The sequence below is a fragment of the Sphaerisporangium sp. NPDC049002 genome (assembly GCF_040649355.1).
Taxonomy (GTDB): Bacteria; Actinomycetota; Actinomycetes; order Streptosporangiales; family Streptosporangiaceae; genus Sphaerisporangium.
The window spans coordinates 16,069-35,083 of the sequence record NZ_JBEZFH010000061.1 but is presented as its reverse complement, the minus strand read 5'-3'; the positions used below and the strand labels follow the sequence as shown (position 1 = coordinate 35,083).

At 69.4% G+C, this 19,015-nt stretch carries 17 protein-coding genes and 1 tRNA gene; 3 read left to right on the top strand and 15 right to left on the bottom strand.

All coding sequences use genetic code 11. The features are described 5' to 3' along the window. Nucleotides 1-25 precede the first annotated feature (25 nt). The 12 genes from AB0B89_RS15170 to AB0B89_RS15115 form a co-directional block, all read right to left on the bottom strand. Nucleotides 26-868: an alpha/beta hydrolase fold domain-containing protein gene (locus AB0B89_RS15170; protein ID WP_358552584.1), complete on the bottom strand. Its 843-nt coding sequence runs from the start codon at nt 866-868 to the stop codon at nt 26-28. Between the two features lie 219 nt (nt 869-1,087). After that, the gene (locus AB0B89_RS15165) at nt 1,088-1,708 is read right to left on the bottom strand and encodes a DUF3618 domain-containing protein (RefSeq protein ID WP_358552582.1); all 621 of its coding nucleotides are present in this window, start codon (nt 1,706-1,708) and stop codon (nt 1,088-1,090) included. Beyond that, nucleotides 1,705-2,130, bottom strand: a complete 426-nt coding sequence (locus AB0B89_RS15160) for a phage holin family protein (protein ID WP_358552580.1) — start codon at nt 2,128-2,130, stop codon at nt 1,705-1,707. The genes AB0B89_RS15165 and AB0B89_RS15160 overlap by 4 nt, the downstream gene beginning before the upstream one ends. 275 nt (nt 2,131-2,405) lie before the next feature. Further along, entirely contained in the window at nt 2,406-2,828 is a 423-nt protein-coding gene (locus AB0B89_RS15155) for an SPW repeat protein (protein ID WP_358552578.1), read from the bottom strand. Nucleotides 2,829-3,017: 189 nt separating this feature from the next. Continuing rightward, entirely contained in the window at nt 3,018-5,939 is a 2,922-nt protein-coding gene (locus AB0B89_RS15150; protein ID WP_358552576.1) for a carbohydrate-binding protein, read from the bottom strand. 40 nt (nt 5,940-5,979) lie between these two features. Then, the gene (locus AB0B89_RS15145) at nt 5,980-7,740 is read right to left on the bottom strand and encodes a ThuA domain-containing protein (RefSeq protein WP_358552574.1); all 1,761 of its coding nucleotides are present in this window, start codon (nt 7,738-7,740) and stop codon (nt 5,980-5,982) included. Between the two features lie 666 nt (nt 7,741-8,406). Beyond that, complete coding sequence (locus tag AB0B89_RS15140; RefSeq protein ID WP_358552572.1) at nt 8,407-8,766, bottom strand: PRC-barrel domain containing protein; 360 nt, start codon at nt 8,764-8,766, stop codon at nt 8,407-8,409. 160 nt (nt 8,767-8,926) lie between these two features. After that, a complete protein-coding gene (locus tag AB0B89_RS15135; protein WP_358552570.1) occupies nt 8,927-9,205 on the bottom strand; it encodes a hypothetical protein in 279 nt (92 codons plus the stop codon). A 123-nt stretch (nt 9,206-9,328) separates the two neighbouring features. Then, on the bottom strand, nt 9,329-10,231 hold the full coding sequence (locus AB0B89_RS15130) for a helix-turn-helix transcriptional regulator (RefSeq protein ID WP_358552568.1): 903 nt from the start codon (nt 10,229-10,231) through the stop codon (nt 9,329-9,331). Between the two features lie 163 nt (nt 10,232-10,394). Beyond that, nucleotides 10,395-11,210 (bottom strand): SAM-dependent methyltransferase, encoded by an 816-nt coding sequence (locus AB0B89_RS15125; RefSeq protein WP_358552566.1) that lies wholly within the window; start codon nt 11,208-11,210, stop codon nt 10,395-10,397. A 212-nt stretch (nt 11,211-11,422) separates the two neighbouring features. Then, the gene (locus tag AB0B89_RS15120; RefSeq protein WP_358552564.1) at nt 11,423-11,872 is read right to left on the bottom strand and encodes a DoxX family protein; all 450 of its coding nucleotides are present in this window, start codon (nt 11,870-11,872) and stop codon (nt 11,423-11,425) included. Nucleotides 11,873-12,829: 957 nt separating this feature from the next. Then, nucleotides 12,830-12,901: transfer RNA gene (locus AB0B89_RS15115), tRNA-Val, on the bottom strand. A gap of 447 nt (nt 12,902-13,348) precedes the next feature. On the opposite strand from AB0B89_RS15115, the gene AB0B89_RS15110 reads away from it, so the two are divergent. After that, nucleotides 13,349-13,762, top strand: coding sequence for an SsgA family sporulation/cell division regulator (locus AB0B89_RS15110; RefSeq protein ID WP_358552562.1), 414 nt, complete (start codon nt 13,349-13,351; stop codon nt 13,760-13,762). A 40-nt stretch (nt 13,763-13,802) separates the two neighbouring features. Here AB0B89_RS15110 and AB0B89_RS15105 read toward each other — a convergent pair whose 3' ends face one another. Then, nucleotides 13,803-14,411 carry a DUF305 domain-containing protein gene (locus AB0B89_RS15105; protein ID WP_358552560.1) on the bottom strand — a complete coding sequence of 203 codons (609 nt, stop codon included), beginning with the start codon at nt 14,409-14,411 and terminating at the stop codon, nt 13,803-13,805. Nucleotides 14,412-14,571: 160 nt separating this feature from the next. Between AB0B89_RS15105 and AB0B89_RS15100 the strand changes: the two genes are divergently transcribed. Then, nucleotides 14,572-15,933: a hypothetical protein gene (locus AB0B89_RS15100; protein ID WP_358552558.1), complete on the top strand. Its 1,362-nt coding sequence runs from the start codon at nt 14,572-14,574 to the stop codon at nt 15,931-15,933. Here AB0B89_RS15100 and AB0B89_RS15095 read toward each other — a convergent pair whose 3' ends face one another. Together AB0B89_RS15095 and AB0B89_RS15090 are read right to left on the bottom strand one after the other, a co-directional pair. Continuing rightward, the gene (locus AB0B89_RS15095; protein ID WP_358552556.1) at nt 15,934-16,764 is read right to left on the bottom strand and encodes an aminotransferase class IV; all 831 of its coding nucleotides are present in this window, start codon (nt 16,762-16,764) and stop codon (nt 15,934-15,936) included. A 66-nt stretch (nt 16,765-16,830) separates the two neighbouring features. Further along, on the bottom strand, nt 16,831-17,769 hold the full coding sequence (locus AB0B89_RS15090) for a chorismate-binding protein (RefSeq protein WP_358552554.1): 939 nt from the start codon (nt 17,767-17,769) through the stop codon (nt 16,831-16,833). A 201-nt stretch (nt 17,770-17,970) separates the two neighbouring features. Here AB0B89_RS15090 and AB0B89_RS15085 point away from each other — a divergent pair, with 201 nt between their 5' ends. After that, nucleotides 17,971-18,918, top strand: a complete 948-nt coding sequence (locus AB0B89_RS15085; protein WP_358552552.1) for an aldo/keto reductase — start codon at nt 17,971-17,973, stop codon at nt 18,916-18,918. Nucleotides 18,919-19,015 lie beyond the last annotated feature (97 nt).

The window sequence follows — 19,015 nt, the reverse complement described above, 5'->3', positions numbered from 1 at the left end:
GCTCCCCGGCCACGCCACGCCGTGATCACCAGCGACATGGCCGGTCACATGGTCGCCGCGGCGCTGCACGCCGGGCTCCCCGCCATCCGCCAGCATCGATGTAGGCGGGCGGGAGTCCCGACAGGTCGGCGGCCCTGGCCGGCGCGGCGTACGGCGACACGCCGGCGGTGCCGACCGAGTCCCCGAGCAGGGCCGTCCATCCGAACACGTTGGCGGCGCGGTTCCACGCCACCGCCTCGGCGAACTCGCGGCTGGAGGGGGTGGTGCCCCGGTCGTCGAGCATGGGAGAGCTCAGGAGCTGGAACGCGACCGCCGGGCCTCCCCTGTCGCGTGCCATCAGGACGGTGCCCGCCGCGAGCCCGCCTCCCGCGCTCGCCCCGCCCACGGCGACGCGTTCGGGGTCGATGCCCAGTTCCTCGGCGTTCTTGACCGCCCACACCAGGCCGGCGTAGCAGTCCTCGACGGGCGCCGGGTGCGGGTGCTCGGGGGCCAGCCGGTACTCGACCGACACCACCGCGCAGCCCACGTCCCGCACGTAGCCCGCCATCCGCGCGTCGTCCATCTCCACCAGGCCGAGGATCATCCCCCCGCCGTGCATCCAGTACAGGCAGGGCAGCGGGCCGCGCCGCTCCTCGGGGCGGTAGACGCGCACCCTGATGTCGGGGTCGCCGTCCGGTCCCGGCGCCATCCGGTCCTCCACGGAAAGCCCCGGCGCGGCGAAGGGCGGCATGGCGGCGAACGCGGCGCCCATCTGGCGGCGCAGGCCCGGCAGATCAGCCGGTGACATGCGGGCGAAGTCGACGGGCGGGAGGAAGGCGTGCCGGAGACCCTCGGCGAGCTCGGGGTCGATATTGGGGTGAAGCGGCATGTGGTTCACCTCGTAGGACGTGTCGTGGCAGGGCGGTACACCGGAGCATGTGCCCCGGGCCGCCTCTCACCACAACCGCGACCTGACCACAATGACCGGCTGTTTCCCGTTCGATCGGCTCCAGCAGGGTCAACCGGCCGTCACACCCCCGGACGATCGGCGTCCCGGCCCCCGGTAAGACTTGGGGGCCGGGACGCCGGATCGGTTCCCCCGCGGCCCTCAGGACCGGTGGCGGGAACCGGCGCGCCTCTCGGCCAGGCGCAGCAGCCCGGCCCCGGCCATGGTCGCCGCTCCCACCGCGATGAGGACGGCCGGGCGGCGGGAGATCCCGTCCGCCGCGCCCCTCAGCGCGCCGGTCGAGCCGGGGACCGCCCCGGTGCGGCCGTCCCTCCCCGAGTGCGAGGTGACCTCGCGGAGCCTGCCCGCCATCGCGGAGGCCTTCTCCCTGGCGACGACCTTCGTCTCCGCCATCTTCTGCTGCGCCCGCGCCTTCACGTCGACCTTCTGCGCCAGCGCCTCGACCGTGCGGCCGAGGTCCTCGCGGGTACGGACGATCTCGTCCCGCAGCCGGTCCTCCTCCGATACGCGCATCTCGTGCTTCCTTTCACGCGGGACCTCCGGGCGTGCCCGGAGGGATGTCTCGGACAGACCGGCGAGCGGGTCGCCCCTGCCGTGGCTGACCACGGGTTTGACGTACGGCTTCGGTGGCGCGTGGACTTCGGGCACGTTCAGCGACGGCCCCGCGGACTCGGGGGTGGCCGTTCCCGGCTCCTGCCGGTGCATGCCCACCTCACCGGCGGTGGGCCGTTCCGGCGCCCCGATGGGATCGGTCTCGGTCATCGGTGCGCACCCTCCTTCACGGCGTCGACGTCGGCCTTGAAGCCCTGGATGGCCTCTTGGGGGAGCGGAGGCGTGGCCTTGGAGACCTGGCTCTTGCCGGTCAACGCGAGAACGGCCGCGACGATCAGCAGCGCCACACCCACGATCACGGCGGCGATCCACGCCGTGAGCACCTGGGCGATCAGCAGGATCACCGCGGCGACCAGCGCGCCGCCGCCGTACAGGGCGACGACCCCCGCGCCGCCGAACAGTCCGGCGCCCCTTCCGGCTCTCTTGCCCTTGCGCGTGAGCTCCAGGGTCCCCAGCCGGATCTCGTCCCGGACGAGCCGGGACACCTCCTCCGACAGGTGCCTGATCAGCTCGGCGGTCGAGAGGGAGGCGTACGGGTTGGTCATGTCCCGGGCTTCCTTCAGGTCGGTCATGGCGTTTCCCCTTTCTTCCCCCGGCCCCGGCGGTTCAGCGCCGGACGGGAGCGGCTGTGAACGGCTGAGCGGGGCGATGACCGCCCGCTCCACGCCACCGTGGGTGGCGGGAACGGCAGATCCACACCTCTCCTTCACGCGGCAGTTCCACCGTCACGCCGGGTCCCTACCCGCGCTGCACGCCGCAAACAGGACGGTCGCCCCCGAAGGGTGGCGGACCTGCTCACACAGCGGGTGTGGCGGGCACACCGCCACACCCTGAGGCCGCCCCCTCACTACCTCGTGGGCATCTTCCGGGTCCCCACCGCCATGGCCCCCAGCCCGAGCAGCAGGATGACGATGCCGGTGACGACGTTGTTCCAGATCGACCCGGTCGTGTGCGATCGAATGATCCAGGGTGACAGGATCGTCCAGACTCCCAGGATCGGTACGATCCACGTCAGCCCGTAGGTCCGGCCGAAGGCCGACGCGAACCCCAGGGCGAGAGCGGCCAGCGCCAGCCCGGTGACCATGTTGCTCACCGAGAGCCGGGACAGGCCGTTGAACCCCACCACCCATGGCGATATCGCAAGGTAGAGCCCTGCGAGAAGCGTCAGCCCATCGATTACCTGTGCGGCCGTGCTGGAGCCCGCACGCTCGTACTTGGCCCGCATCGCGACAATGTCGGGATGCGCCTCCAGGCCGGTCGGTCTGGTCATGACCTCACCGCCTTCCGATTTCCTTTGCGGAACGGATCAATGTCGCCATACCCATGCGGGGAGCGAGATCACGGTGAGCTGTGCAAAATGATGGCCGATCGTCTGATTTGTCTTTTATGCCCGAATCGGGCGCGATCCGGCCGGAAAGGCCGCGTCGCGCCCGGTCGGGGCGTCATCCGGACCCGCGGGTCAGGTGCCGTACACGTTCAGATCCCACAGGGAGTAGCCGTACGGTGGCAGCCCCCGCTGGGTGCCGTACACGCGCACGTAGCGCCCCGTGCCGGTGACGGTGAGGTCGTCGACGCCCCCGTCACCGCTGGTGGTGGAGAAGACCGTCGTCCAGGCCACGTTGTCCGGCGAGGTCTGGACCTGGTAGGCCCGCGCGTAGGCGGCCTCCCAGTTCAGCCTGACCCGGTTGATCGGGTGCGAGGCGCCCAGGTCCACCGTGATCCACTGCGGATCGGTGTACGCGCTGCCCCAGCGGGTCGCCGCGTCGCCGTCCACCGCGTTCGCGCCGACCAGCACGTTGCCGTCCTCCACACTGGACACGATGGTGGGACGGCCGCGCGCGAGGTCACCGGTGCCGGTGGGAGGCGTGCTCACACCGGGACCGGTGAAGGTGTAGCTGTCGATGTCGTACAGGGCGGTGGTGCCGGTGTTGACCCCGCTGAACACGATGTAGAGGTCGTGCGTGCCGTCGTCGGGCTTGGTGACGGGGGCGGTGAGCTCCACGTAGTTGTCCCAGCCACCGGTGCCGGCCACCGCGACGCGCGCGACCTCCGGGCCGGTCGGCGAGTCGAAGCGGAACGACAGGGTGCCGCCCGCGTTGGCCGAGGAGACCCGCGCCTTGATCCCGGTGATGCCCTTCAGGCTGACGGCGTGGTGCTTGACCCACTCGCCGCTCTGGATGTCCCCGAGCCGCTTGCCGCCCTCGGCCGCGGCCTGGTCGATGACCTTGGGGCCGTTGAGCTGGACGTAGTGCTCGGCCTGCCACTGCTTGGGCCAGAGCGTGATCTCCTTCTCCCCCGTGAGGGGCACGGTGCCGGGCGCGCCCTTGTCGGTGTAGGAGGAGCGCAGGACGAAGAACTGGACCGCGTCGAGCCCGGCGTGGATGGGGCCGGTGTTCACGGTGAACCCGCAGCCGGTGCCCTGACCCTCCTCGTGGGCGTGCTCCTGGTGCCCGAGGGCGGCCCGGACGACGACGCTCGCGCAGGGCACGGCGCCGTCCTGGGGGTCGGTGGCGCCCGCGGTGGCGGTCAGGTCGTCGCCCCAGCCGTAGGTGCCTCCGGCGGGAAGGCCCGACAGCGACAGGGTCGGGCGGTTGTTGCCCACCACGACGGGGACCAGCACCGTACCGGTGTGGCCGGTGCCGTCGTTGACCGTCAGCCGGGCCCGCTTGTCGCCGTTGGTGGTGTAGGTGTAGGAGGGGTTGGCGGCCGTCGCGTCGGTGGTCCCGTTGTTGTCGAAGTCCCAGGCGTAGGTGAGCGGGTCGCCGTCGGGGTCGGAGCTGCCGGCGCTTGAGAAGGTGACCGAGAGCGGGGCCAGGCCGTTGTCCTTGTCGACCGAGGCCACCGCGATCGGCGAGCGGCCTCCCTGGACATAGTTGATCTTGTACAGGCCCGCGTCCGCCGCGCCGGAGAAGTAGCCGCTGCCGTACTCCAGCAGATACAGCGAGCCGTCGGGGCCGAACTCCATGTCGATCGGGTGGACGAGGCTCATGCCCGCCAGGACCGGCTCGATGACGGTCGGGGTCCCTGTGGAGGGGTTGCCGTTGCCGAACTGCACTTCCTTGATCCAGTTACGGCAGTACTCCGAGATCAGCCACTTGTTGTCGTAGTAGGCGGGCCACTTGTAGGGCGAGTTGAGGCTCGCGTTGTAGTGGTAGACCTCGGTGTGGTTGGGCGATCCGCAGCCGCCCGGGTTGTCCAGTGCGGGCCATTCCTTGCTGCCGCCGTGCTGCTCCCAGACCAGCGCGGGCTTGGTCGCGGGGAGCTGCTGCAGGCCGGTGTTGCGCGGCGAGTTGTTCACCGGCCCCGCCGTGCCCCCGCAGGGGAACCAGCCGCGGGGGGCGTTGGCCGCGAAGTCCCAGTCGTTGTAGGCGACGTTCGGCCCACCGCAGTACGGCCAGCCATAGTTGCCCGGGCCGGTGGCGCGGTTGAACTCGTCGTAGGCCGCCGGACCCCGGTTGGCGATGGTGGCTCCGGCGTCCGGTCCGACCTCGCCCCAGTAGAGGGTGTTGGCCGCCTGCTTGTCGACCCAGATCCGGTAGGGGTTGCGGGTGCCCATGATGTAGATCTCGGGCCGGGTCTGAGCGGTGCCCGGGGGGAACAGGTTGCCGGCCGGGACGGTATAGGTGCCGTCGCTCTCCGGGTGGATCCGGTTGATCTTGCCCCGGAGGTCGTTGGTGTTGCCCGACGTGCGCTGGGCGTCGTACTGGGGGTTGCGGCTGGTCCGCTCGTCGATCGGCGCCATGCCGGCCGAGTCGCCTCCGGAGTTGGTGTTGTCCCCGACGGCGAAGTACAGGTTGTCGTTCGAGTCCCACGTCATCGACCCGGCCGAGTGGCAGCACAGGTCACGCTCGGTCGGCCACTCGATGATCATGTCTTCGCTGGCCGGGTCGAGGACGTTGGCCGAGGTGTTGAAGGTGAACCGGGAGATCCGGTTGACCAGCGGGGTCACCTTCGGCGAGTAGAAGAGGAACACCCAGTGGTTGGTGGCGAACCGCGGGTGCGGGGTGATACCGATGAGCCCGTCCTCGAACCGGGCGTCGAGCTGGAGCGTCAGGGCGACCGTGGTGGCCTTGGTCGCCGGGTTGTACAGGCGCACCTGGCCGCCGCCGGAGGTGGAGCCTCGGTTGATGTACAGGACCTTGCCGTCGGGCAGCACCGACAGCTCGATGGGCTCGCCCATCGACAGGCCGCCGTCCAGTTTCACCTTCTCGAAACCGCTCGTCGGGGGCGGGGCGAGGGCGATGGAGGAGGATGACGCGGACAGGGACGACGGGGTGGAGGCGGAGGCGCTGGTGCTGCCCGCCGCTCCCGCCGTGGCGGTCGCGACGAGGGCGAGCACGACGGCGCCGACGACCGTGCGAAGGCGCGCTGAAGAGGGCACGAAGACTCCAGGGGGTGTGAAGGCCGGGGGTTTCGGCTGCTCAGGCGCCGTAGACGTTGAGGTCCCACAGGGAGTAACCCCACTGGGTGGCCCGCTGGGTTCCGTAGATCCGCACGTAGCGGCCGGCCCCGCTGACCGCCACGTCGTCGGTGCCGCCGTCCCCCGTGGTGGTGGAGTAGATCGTCGACCAGGTGGCGTTGTCGGGCGAGGTCTGGATCTGGTACGCCTTGCCGTAGGCGGTCTCCCAGGTCAGCTTGACCCGGTTGATCGTGCGCGTGGCGCCGAGGTCCACCGTGATCCACTGGGGGTCCGAGTAGGCGCTGCCCCACCGGGTGGCGGCGTTGCCGTCGACCGCGTTGGCGCCGGCGTGCGGGCTGCCGGGCTCGACGCTGGACACCGTGGTCGGACGGCCCCGTGCCAGGTCGGTCACGGTGACGGTGTCCTGCTTGATCCGGATGTTGCGGTAGTTGATGTCCGCGCCGGCCCCGTCGTTCTGCACGCCGATGTACCCGTTGGCGATGGCGCGGGTGCTCGTGTAGTCGTTGATCTTGACGCCGTTGAGGTAGATCTCGACGCGCTGCCCGTGCACGCCGATCTCGTAGGTGTTCCACGAGCCGGGCGGGTTGAGCGCGGCGGCGCGCAACGCCGCGTCGGGCGCCTTGAAGCTGTACACGCTGCCCGTCGTACGGGTCGGGTCGGCGTCGGTGGCGTCGATCTGGATCTCGTGCCCCGCGTCGACCGGCTTCCAGGGGTCGCCCTGCGGGTCGGGGAAGCCGATGAACACCCCGCCGTTGTCGTCGCCCGGCATCATCCAGTCGAGCTTGAGGGAGTAGTTGGCGAAGGTGCCGACCGGGTACCAGAGCAGGCCCATGCCGCCGAATGAGGTGAGGGTGCCGTTCGCCAGGGTGAACCCGCCGGGCCCGGCCTGACGCCACTTTGCGAAGGTCGTCTGGGTGCCGTCGAACAGCGGGGTGTAGCCGGTCTCGGGCCGGCAGTCGGCCGGTTTGGCGCCCGCCGCGACCTGGATGCCGCCGAGCACCATCGTCGTGAAGGCCGGGTCGGCGTAGGACTCCTCGGTGTGCCCGAGGCCGGTGTACCAGGACCTGCCGCCGCCGTAGTTCTGGCACCAGGTGATGGGGTGGTCGCCCATGGTGCCCCCCGTGTAGGACGTCTCGTCGAGGCTCGCCAGCACCTTGACGTTCGCGCGGGGGTTGGTCCGGTAGTTGTACCACTCGTCGGTGCGGGTCCAGGTCGGCGCCAGGTGCGAGGTGGAGACGTTGGACCTGTCCTCCACGCGCACCGTGGCCTGCTGGGTCGCGGGGTGGGAGCTGAACCACGCGCCCACCAGGCCGCCGTACCAGGGCCAGTCGTACTCGGTGTCGGCCGCGGCGTGGATGCCCACGTACCCGCCGCCCGCCGCGATGTAGGACTGGAACGCGGTCTGCTGGGCGGCGTTCAGGACGTCGCCGGTGGTCGAGAGCCAGACCACGGCCTGGTACTGCGCGAGGTTGGCCGTGGTGAACGCCGCGGCGTCCTCCGTCGCGACCACCGTGAACCCGCCTGCGGCGCCGAGCCGCTGGATGGCCGCGATCCCGTTCGGGATGGACGAGTGCCGGAAGCCCGCCGTCTTGGAGAAGACGAGGATCTTGGTCAGGGGCGCCGCCGACGCCGCGACGGGGACGGACAGGATGCCCGTCAACGCGACGGCCAGCGCGAGCGCGGCCCGAAGGATCACGCGGGACAGGCGTGCGTGGAGGGGCGGAGGGGACTTGAGCCGGGGGGTGGGCGGTTGCACGTCCATGACGGATTCCTTCGCGATGGGGAGGAGCGCGCCGCCGCACCTTGTGGGGAAAGTCGAAAGGTTTGCCACGTAACTTTCGCCGCTGTCGACGAAACTTTGGCATGTCCGGACGGAAGCGTCAAGCGTTTCGACATGGCCGCGACACACCAAGGTTGCCCATACATCGGATCATTTAACAATGTAGACACATCCGATGTTGCCGACCCGCCACACAGGGTGTTGATGTGATCGTTTTCCTCGGTAAATCCGCTGGTAGAGAGCCTTTCGCCACCCCGGGCTGGTTTCCGTACGCGAACACACCCGGGCACGCACCTCTTGACGCCCCAAGACATCCAATGTTAACTGCGCCTGACAGTCCTGAGGCGGTAGCGGTGCGATGGCTTTCGTGCCGGATGGCCATCGCCACTCGTCTCGGGTCCGTGTTGCCGGAGAGGGGCCCGAGGGCCGAGCGAGACCGGTCGCCGATCACCGGTCTCGCCGGCCCAGGGTCCCTCTCCTCGCAGTCGGCGATCCGGGGCGCCGGCGACACCATTCAGCGAAACAGCTGTCGGGATATTTCGGTTAAATCCGCATATTTGGCTACATGGGTTTACACAACCTGACGAACTCCGCACGCGAGGACGGGCCGCCCGCGACGACGCGAACGACCCATCAGCGTGAAGGTGCTTACATGGCCCCAGGGAGATTTCCGTAATATCCGGCGAGCCTGGCCCGGTACCCGGCGTCTTTGTAGGCCTTCTGGTCGAACTCCGGGGCGTTCTTGATTTCCTGCTTGGTGCGCGCGACGTAGACCTTGCGGTCCGGCTGGTTGATCTGTGTGACGACGAGGGCGGGGAGGACGACCTTCTTACCGAAGATCCACGGCCCGGTGTCGACGACGATGTAGCTCTCGCCGACCACGTCGCTGGCCTCGTCGACCGACCCGATCTTGCCGTCCACGGCCTCCACGTCGAAGCCGGCGATGTCCATGGTCTGGGCGTGGCCGTATACGTCCGGCCGGTATGTCCACAGGTTGTCATTGATCATGCTTGCGCTCCCCCTCTTCGCTGGTACGCCGAGCGCCGTACACCCACCCTGGAATCACCGCTTCGGGTGGGCGTAAGCACGGCTTCCGCTCCGCAATACTGTCGGTACCCCTACATGAAGGGCGCCACCTCAGCATGAGGTAAAGGCTTCCAATTCGCCTTTATGGCGACAAATGAAATGGCGTCGGTTTCCGTTCGGCAATCGACGAGGATCTGCCCGTGGTGAAGGTGTTCCACAGCCCCGTCGGGTCGTTGGAGCCGTTGGCGTACGTCGAGCCGCCGGACTGGTGGGCACGCCCGGCCGCGGTGTGGGCGTAGTTGCCGGCCGTCACGCACACGGGCGGCACGGTCGGGGTGACGGTGGGAGTGGGAGTGATGGTGGGGTCACCGTCGGGGTCGGCGACGGCCCGGGGGCCGGCGCGGGACGGCGTGATGACCATCACACCTTTGGTCCACGCAAAGTTAGATCGCGTGTCGGGAAGCGGAAATGGGCGCGGCACCCACAATCCACCCACCGCCTGTAGGCGGGGCGCCTCCCGCCCCGGCGGGCGGGGGCGGGGGGCCTAGAGCTCGGCGAGCATGCGCCGCAGGCGCGCGACGGTCGCGGCCGGCGGCTCGGCCTGGACGCTCAGGCTGTTCATGACGTCCCAGTAGTGCAGGATCTCGGCGGGCTTGTCGGGATACAGCGCGCTGACGAGCTGTTCGAGGTACACCACGTCGGGAAGCTCGTGCGCGGCGAGGCGCAGGATGGTCACCGGGCCTCCTCCCGCGGCGTGGCCGCCGGAGCTGAACGGCATCACCTGGATGGTGACGTTCGGCAGCTCGCTCATCTTGAGGAGGTGCTCGATCTGGGCGCGCATCGTCGCCGCCCCGCCGACGAGCCTGCGCAGCGCCCCCTCGTCGATCACGGCCCACAGCTTCACGGCATCGGGGCTGGTGAGGATGCGCTGCCGCCTCATCCGCAGCGCGACGCGGCGCTCGACGTCGCTGTCGGTCGCGGCCCGGTCGAGGCGGATCACGGTGCGCGCGTAGTCCTCGGTCTGCAACAGGCCAGGGACGAACTGCACCTCCCACGAGCGGATGACGCTGGCCGCCTGCTCCAGCCCGATGTAGGCCTCGAACCAGGAGGGCACCACGTCGCTGTACACCTGCCACCACCCCGGGGTGTTGGCCTGCTCGGCCAGGGTGAGCAGGGCCTGGCGCTCGGCCTCGTCGGTCACGCCGTACAGGGTCAGCAGGTCGGCCACGTCACGGGGCTTGAAGCCGGTGCGGCCCAGCTCCAGGCGGCTGATCTTGGTGTCGGAGGCGCGGATCGCGTAGCCGGCGGCGGCCCGGGTGATCTCGCCCGCCTCGCGCAACCGGCGCAACTGCGCTCCGACGAGCATCCGGAACACCGTGGGCCCGGCCTGCCGGTGATCCAGAATATGCTCGTCTTCCAGGTCAGCCGCGGCTCGAAAAGCCCTCATGCTCCCTCTCCGATACAGAACCCGAACCTGCCGATCATCCCAAAGCCTCTCATCCCGGCTCCGGTCCTGACTAGCCATTTGGGTTTCTTGACCCGTTCATGAGGAATCTAACTTACAGGCACGTGAAACGGGTCACCACTAGGGGTTCGAGCTCGAATAGGGGTCAGGGTTTACGCGCGACGCCGCACACCTCGTCGACCGGGACGGCGGTGTCGAACGGGCTGGGGTCGGGGCGCCACCGCGACAGCTCGACCACGCCGGGCTCCACCAGTTCCAGGCCCTCGAAGAAGCGGGCGATCTCCTCGGGGGCGCGCAGGAGGTACGGGACGGAGCCCCCCTCGTTGTACTGGTCCTGGGCCTGCTCGAACGCCTCGCTGGTGCTGGTGGCGTCGGCGATCGCCAGATGGCTGCCGGGCGGCAGAGCGTCCATCAGCCACCGCACGATCGAGCGCGCCTCCTCGTAGTCGGACATGTGGCCGAGGACGCCCATGAGGATCAGCGCGGTGGGCCGGGTGAGGTCCAGCGTCGCCTCGGCCGCCTTGAGGATCTTGTCGGGTTCGCGCAGGTCGGCGTCGATGTAGCTCGTGGCGCCCTCGGGAGTGCTGGTGAGCAGGGCACGGGCGTGCACCAGCACGAGGGGGTCGTTGTCGACGTAGACGATGCGCGACTCCGGGGCCACCCCCTGGGCGACCTCGTGGGTGTTGTCGACGGTGGGCAGGCCGGTGCCGACGTCGAGGAACTGGCGGATGCCCGCCTCGCCGGCGAGATAACGGACGGCACGGGCGAGGAAGTACCGCTGGGCGCGGGCGATGTCATCGATTCCTGGGAAGACCTGCCGATATTGGTCACCGGCCGCGCGGTCGACGGGGTAGTTGTCCTTGCCGCCCAGCCAGTAGTTCCAGATGCGGGCCGAGTGGGGCACCGTGGTGTCGATCACGGGCGACGGCCGGGGGCCGAGGGCGGACGAGTCGTCGGTCACGGGGGAACGTCTCCTCTGTGGCGGTTGTCAGGTCACCCCACGCACGATGAAGGGCCGGAAGGGAGACCGCAAGCCTCCATTGGGATCTTCTTCGCGTGAGGACCCGCTTCTCCTTCCGTGGCCGCGCGAGGCGACGGGTTCCCACGGGTTCCCGCCTGTGCCCGCGAGGCCGACGGCCCCGCCGCGGCGCGCGGCGGGGCCAGGGTGCTCCTCTACAGGCCCGCCCGCGCCGGTTCCGGTGCGTACGCGCCGAGCCCGCCCGCGCGGTGACGGACGATCGCGGCGTCCAGGGACCACGTGCCCGGGCCCAGCACGGCGACGAGGAAGAACGACCAGCAGAACAGCGCGGCCAGCTCGCCGCCGTTGCTGAGGGGCAGCAGGGCCGTGGGCTGGTGCACGACGAAGTACGCGTACGCCATGGACCCGGACGACAGCAGGGCGCCGACGCGGGTGAAGAGCCCGACGAGGACGAGCGCGCCGAAGATCACCTGGATGAGCGCGGCCCACCATCCGGGCCAGGTGCCGAACGGGATGGGCTGGCCCGTGCCACGGCTGCCGCCGAAGACGCCGAAGACCGACGCCAGCCCGTGGCACAGGAACAGCAGGCCCGTGACGACGCGAAACAGCGAGAGTGCCGGTCCGCCGAACCGGTCGACGTTCATGAGATCACCTCTTGGTCTCGTGATGGCGGGCACCCGTCGCGACCGCACGGGCCGATCCACGGCCGTGCGGGACCGCCATCGGAGCCGCCGGTTGAACGGTGGTCGCCGGCCGGGTTCACGCCTTTACGGCGCCCGCGACGACATGAAATGCGCCCCTGGAATCGGGTGGGGCATTCAGGGAGCCGTCCGCTCCTGGGAAGCGGGCCCGAAAACCGGGCAAGCCGGCGACGGGCGCAGTGAAATCAGTCCTCCATGGAGTCCGGTAAGACTGAATACTCCTTTCTTTTCGTTCGGCGAAGCACGGCGCGGTCGCCATCGGCCCGCGCGGCACGAAGCCGGACGGGCGGATGCCCGAGGCTCCAGCGGGCCGGACGGAGAGCGGCGCTACCTGCGCCCTTGCAGGGTCTTCCTGGCATCCCGTCCCTGTACCTCGGCGTGTCCCGGGGCCCTGTTCGCCAGTGGACAGGGGCCGGTGACGCCCACCCCAGAATCCGATCAGGCGCACCCCTACGTCAATGTGGCACCACGATCATCGGTCATCGGATAACGACGTGACGCCCTCGCCGTTCCCTGCCTCCACGCATTTACCTGCCACTTTTACCGATGCGGGGCGAGCGATGTCACGAATTCACGGAAAAATGACCGGTGAAACTTTCCCGTCCGCCTTCACGGCGCAGGTGTGGGGAGGCTCGGGCGACGGCGGCGCGTTCACGGGGGCGGGCGCGGCGCGATGGGGGGCAGGGGACCTCGCGCACTCCGGAGCCGACTGGCGTCGAACCCCCTCACGGCGGCTTCGGAGATCCTTGGACGGCCCGGGAAGCCTCGCCCCGCCCGCGAGTGATCGGCGGCCGGGCGCTCATCGCTCCGGGGAGGTCACGACGATCTACGGGCGAACCCCACCCGCACCCAGAAGATCAAGAAGGCCGCTTCCCCAAAGGGAAGCGGCCTGCGAGCCGGTGGGCGATACTGGGATCGAACCAGTGACCTCTTCGGTGTGAACGAAGCGCTCTCCCGCTGAGCTAATCGCCCTCCTGTGCCGGGATCCCCGCTCGGAGGACCTTGCCCGACGGGGAAAACCATACCTCACTCCGGGGGGTGCTGGCGAAGCGGCGGGACAACCCGATCACGAAAGGTTCTCAGGAGTCCGGCGGCGTGGCGCCCTGTTGTCATAGCATCGTCATGCCCCATACTCATCCGAATCGCACCACTTATGATCTTTACCCCGAGACACCCGTAGATGCCCCGTAGGACGACCGGAACGACACGCAAAACCCTTGCAAACAGGCACCTCTAAGCGATGTTTGACCAGGTAGAGGCATAAATGTCGCGCTGTGATATGCGTTACAGAAGGGCTCAGGAGCGGAATCTCTCCTGGAGGTTCCTTCGTTTCGCAGACATAGCTCCGAGCGAAGTCCTTCAGAGCACCGCAACCCAAGCCCCGAGCAGGGGACCCACCGACGAAAGGTTTGGCTGACGATGAACGCCACCGTCTCTGCCGAGCTGGGCCTTCGACTTGTGGTCCCCGACCGTACCACCGTCCCCCTGCTGGCAGGCCTGAGCTATACGGCCGACGATCCGTACGCCATCAGGATGGCCTTCCACGTGGGGAACGACGAGCCGGTCGAGTGGATCTTCGCCCGCGAACTGCTGACCGTGGGCATCGTGCGGCGGGTCGGCGACGGCGACGTCCAGGTGTGGCCGGCGCGGGCCGACGGCGAGCGCACGCTGAACATCAGCCTCACCTCCCCCTTCGGGCAGGCGCTGTTCGAGGTCCCGCTGCCGCCGCTGACCGAGTTCCTGCACCGCACGTACGACCTGGTGGCAGCCGGCCGCGAGACCGACTTCATGGACCTCGACGACGAGCTGTCGAACATGCTGTGGAGCTCCTGACCGAAGACCGGGCCGGGCGCCCGAAGGCCCCCTCCGCTTGTCACTTCATGAGCTTCCGCATTCTGTCGATCTCCACACGCTGGCCGGAGGCAACATCCTGGGCCAGCTTCCGCATGATCTGGTCGGTACCGCCAGAGAGCTCCTCCCCCGCCATCCTCACGGCGCCCTCGTGATGTCTGATCATCAACCGCAGGAGCAGCGCGTCGAAGGCGGCGCCGCGCGACGAGCGCAACCGGTTCATCTCCCCCAGGCTCGCCATGCCGTACACGTCCGGGCCCGGCGAGGCCTCGTGCCCGGGGTGCTCCGCGGGGACCCCCCGGCCGAGCGCCAGCAGCCACCGCGACATCACCCCCACCTCGGGCCGCTGCCCGACCGCGATGCGCTCGCAGATGCGCCGGACGCCGGGGTTGGAGGTCCTGGACGGAGCGAGGCCGGCCATCTCCAGCGCCTGCCGGTGGTGCGGGATCATCCGCTCCGTGAACAGGACGTCGGCGGCGGACGGCCGTGACTCCGACCGGCCGACGCGCTCGCCCGGCGTCGCCCTGCGTCCCGCGTCTCCCGGCGCGCCCGGGATGATCACCGGGGCGCCGCCGCCCGCCACGATGGGCGAGCCGTGCCGGGGATCGTCGCTCGCACAGCCCGTCAGCACGGAAGCCAGCCCGGATCCCAGCACAACCGTTACAAAAAGCTCGCACGCGCGGCGCCGGATCACCATAGCTTCCATACTGGGGCACATTCCCAAATTCAGCCGGACAACAGGGGGCATTGTGGGCACGTGGCGGATCGGGGCGTTCGCTTCAGTGGCGGGCGTGGTTCTCCTTCTCGGAGGCTGTGCCGGTGATCCACCGTCCGCCCCCGCGGACTCGATAGCCTCGTCGTCCCCCGATGCCTCCGCGTCGGGCGGGGTGGAGCACAGCGCCAACGCCAGGCTCGTGGCCAATGTCCCGCTGTCCGCGCCGTTCGACGGCGAGGATGCCTGGGGCACCGACCTCGCCTTCCAGGGGAACTACGCCTACGTCGGCAACTACGAGGGCTTCACGATCCACGACATCACCGACCCGGCCAAGCCCAAGGTCGTCACGCGCGTGGTCTGCCCCGGCGGCCAGAACGACATCTCCGTCACCGGGAACCTGCTCTTCCTGTCGGTGGACGACCCCCGGGACAACGAGACCTGCCAGAGCCGCAGCGGCGACATCTTCGGGGGCTGGGAGGGCATCCGGATCTTCGACATCTCCGACAAGGCCCACCCGCGCTACCTGAAGTCCCTGGCCACGTCCTGCGGTTCGCACACCCACACGCTGGTGCCCGGGAAGGACGCCGGCAAGGTCTACCTGTACGTCTCGTCCTTCGGGCCGGACTCTGAGTCCAAGAACTGCAAGCCGCCCCACGACTCCATCGCGATCATCGAGGTCCCTGTGGACGCGCCCGCCCAGGCCAAGATCGTCGCCCAGCCGCTGCTGTTCACCGACGGCGAGGACGAGTCCCAGCCGGGAGCGACCAGCGGATGTCACGACATCACGGTGTACCCGGAGAAGGATCTGGCCGCCGGAGCCTGCCTCGGGAACGGCATCCTGATGGACATCTCCGACAGAGCGCGGCCCAAGGTGCTCCAGGAGATCACCGACACCGAGAACTTCTCCGTCTGGCACTCGGCGACGTTCACCAACGACGGGACCAGGGTGATCTTCTCCGACGAGCTGGGCGGCGGCATCGCCCCGACGTGCGACGCCAAGACCGGGCCCACCCGGGGCGCCGACGCGGTGTACGACATCACCGGCGACCGCAAGCTCCAGCGCAGGGGGTACTTCAAGATCCCGCGTCACCAGACCGAGACCGAGAACTGCGTGGCGCACAACGGCTCGCTGCTCCCGGTGCCCGGCAAGACCATCATGGTCCAGGCGTGGTACCAGGGCGGGGTCTCGGTGATCGACTTCACCGACCCCGACCACCCCAAGGAGATCGCGTACGTCGACCGGGGCCCGCTGAACACCTCCGGTGAGCCCAGGCTGGGCGGCTCGTGGTCGGCGTACTACTACAACGGCTACATCTACTCCAGCGACATCACCAAGGGCCTGGACGTCATCGCGATCGACGATCCGCTCACCGATCCGGCGAAGTCCGTCAAGGTGGACGAGCTCAACGCCCAGACCCAGGTGTCGTACCCCGAGTGATCACGGGTCGACGTCGGCCGCGCTCCGCTCCGCGAAGACACGCATCGCCTTGGCGGTGACGGGGCCGGGCGCGGTCGCGAGCACCGTGTCGTCGACAAGCCTGATCGGCTGGATGTCGCGGGTCGTGGAGGTGAGGAACGCCTCCTCGGCCTCGTACAGGGCGGAGATCGGCACGTCGGCCTCCTCGCCGCCGTGCCATTCGAGCACCAGCGCGCGCGTCACACCGGCCAGGCAGCCGGAGGCGAGGGTCGGGGTGACGAGGTGGCCGTCCCTGACGATGAAGATGTTGCTGCCGGTGCCCTCGCAGAGGTCGCCCGCGAGGTTCTCGAAGATCGCCTCCTGGCCGCCGCGCTCCTTGGCGTAGGCCAGGGCCTTGGCGTTGTCGCCGTAGGAGGTGCTCTTCACCCCGGCCAGCGCCCCACGCTCGTTGCGCGGCCACGGGACCACGCTCACGCTCGCGGTCTCGGGGAACGGCGCCTGCGCTCCGACGATCACGATGGCGCTGGTGCCCTGGTTGCCCCGGTCGGAGCCGAGCGGGCCGCTACCGCTGGTGTAGGTGACGCGGATGCGGCCGAGCGGCCACGGTGGCGCCTGCGCCAGGCACGCCCGTATGCCGTCGGCGATCGCGTCCACGTCGGGCGCGGGCAGGCCGAGGCGCTCGGCGGAGAGCGTGAGACGGTCGAGGTGCCGGGTGAGGGCGAACGACTCGCCGTTCACGCACTTGATGGTCTCGAAAACGCCGTCGCCGACCATCAGCCCGTGGTCGAAGACGGAGACGCTGGCCTGCGTGGGATCGATCAGTTCCCCGTTGACCCAGACCGGAACGTTCATCGTGAGATCTCCCTTTTTGCGAGGTGTTGCCGACCGTGCCCTCCCGGAGGCGAGCCGGGACGGCCGTCAGGCACTCCCGGACGCGAGCGCGATGAGCCGGGACGCCTTCAACTCGGTCTCGCGCCACTCGCGCCCCGGATCGGAGCCCCACGTGATGCCGGCTCCCGTGCCGAAGTGGATGAGGTCACGCTCGATCCAGAACGTGCGGATGCCCACGGCCAGCGCGGCCTCGCGCCTGTCGGCGTCGACCCAGCCCACTGCCCCACAGTACGGCCCCCGGGGCTCAGGTTCGAGCTCATTGATGATACGCAGCGCCGAGGACTTGGGCGCACCGGTCACCGAGCCGGGCGGGAAGGTCGCCGAGAAGAGCTCGGGCCACCCGAGTCCACGCTCCAGCGTGGCCCGAACGGTCGACACCAGGTGTACCAGGCCCGGGTACTCCTCCACCGCGCACAGGGCCGGAACCGTGACCGAGCCGACCTCGGCAACCCTGCCGAGATCGTTCCGCACCAGGTCGACGATCATCACGTTCTCCGCGTAGTCCTTTTCGAGCAGGTCGTCCCTGGTCACGCCCGTACCCTTGATCGGCCCGGACTCGACGACGTCCCCGGCGCGGGACAGGTACAGCTCCGGCGAGGCGGAGACGACCGTCAGGCCCGGCACGCGCACGGTGGCGGCGTACGGCGCGGGATTGCCCCGCTCCAGCCGCCCGGCCAGCACCAGCGGGTCGGCGTCGAGCGGGATCTCGGCCGTGAGGACCCGGCACAGGTTGGCCTGGTAGACCTCGCCCTGCCCGATGTAGTCGCGGATGCGCCGGACGCCGTCCTCGTACCCCCGCTGGTCGAGCGAGCTGGTCCAGCGCAGCGAGGCGGGCCAGGGCCCGCGGGCCCGGGGAAGGGGCGCCGGCCGTACCTCGTCGAACCGGGCACAGGTGACCTTGCCCTCGTAGGTCACCACGACGGCCCACCAGCCTGCGCCGTCGAGGGCTCCGAGATCGGTGGTCACGTCACGCAGTCCGGTGGCCAATCGGCCTCCGACATGGGCGAAATACACCCTTCCATTCTCCCGCGCCCCGGAACCCGCCTCGCGCCACAGGCCTCCCCGCGCCCGACCGGCCGACCAAGATCGCCAGATGGTCTTGACATCGAGCTCGCCCCGGATGTCAGACTCGGCTTTTCATTCCGATTCCCGACCAAGGAGCATGCCGTGGCACAGGTGAACCTCGCCCTGGGAGCGATGTACTTCGGCACCCGACTTGACGAGCGAACGTCGTTCGACCTGCTTGACCGGTTCGTGGCGGAGGGCGGGACGATGATCGACACCGCGAACTGCTATTCGTTCTGGGCCGACCCGAGCGGCTTCGGCGGGCAGAGCGAAGAGGTGATCGGCAGATGGCTGGCACGCCGTCCCGGACTCCGCGACAAGCTGTACATCAGCACGAAGGTCGGCGCGGAACCGGGAGGGGACGGCGAGTGGCCCGCCAACCGTGAGGGCCTGTCGGGTCCGGCGATCAAGGCGGCGCTGGAAGGCAGCATGCGGCGTCTCGGCACCGACCGCGTCGACCTCTACTGGACGCACATGGAGGACAGGTCGGCGCAGCTGGAGGACACGGCGGGCGCGCTGGCCGAGCTGGTGGAGGCGGGGCTGGTCGGGCGTCTTGGCGCGTCCAACCATCCCGTCTGGCGGGTGGAGCGCGCCCGGCGGATCGCCGAGTCGAACGGGTGGGAGGGATACACGGCGCTCCAGCTGCGCCACTCCTACGTCAAACCGCGTCCCGACGCGCCGGTGCCCGACCAGAACCACCGCTTCGGCTGGGTCGGCGAGGATGTCCTCGACTACGTGGCCTCCGATCCGCGAATGGCCCTGTGGGCCTACACCGCGCTCCTGAACGGCGCCTACGTCCGTGAGGACCGCCCGCTGATCGAGGCCTACGACCATCCGGGCACCACCCGGCGGCTGGCCGTGCTCGCCGAGGTCGCCGCCGAGCTGGGGATCACCCGCAACCAGGTGGTGCTGGCCTGGCTGACCGGGGGAAGCCCCTCGGTGACGCCGATCGTCGGGGTCAGCGATGCCGGGCAGCTGAGCGAGGCCGTCACCGGAGTGGCGTTCACCCTTTCCTCCGAGCAGCGGCGGCGCCTCGACGAGACCGCCTGACCGCACGATTCGACCCGCATGCCCTGACTCGTACGTCCTGATGGGCACGCCATGGGCCGTAGTCCTGATGGGCGCGTCCCCCGCCGGCCGCCGCAGA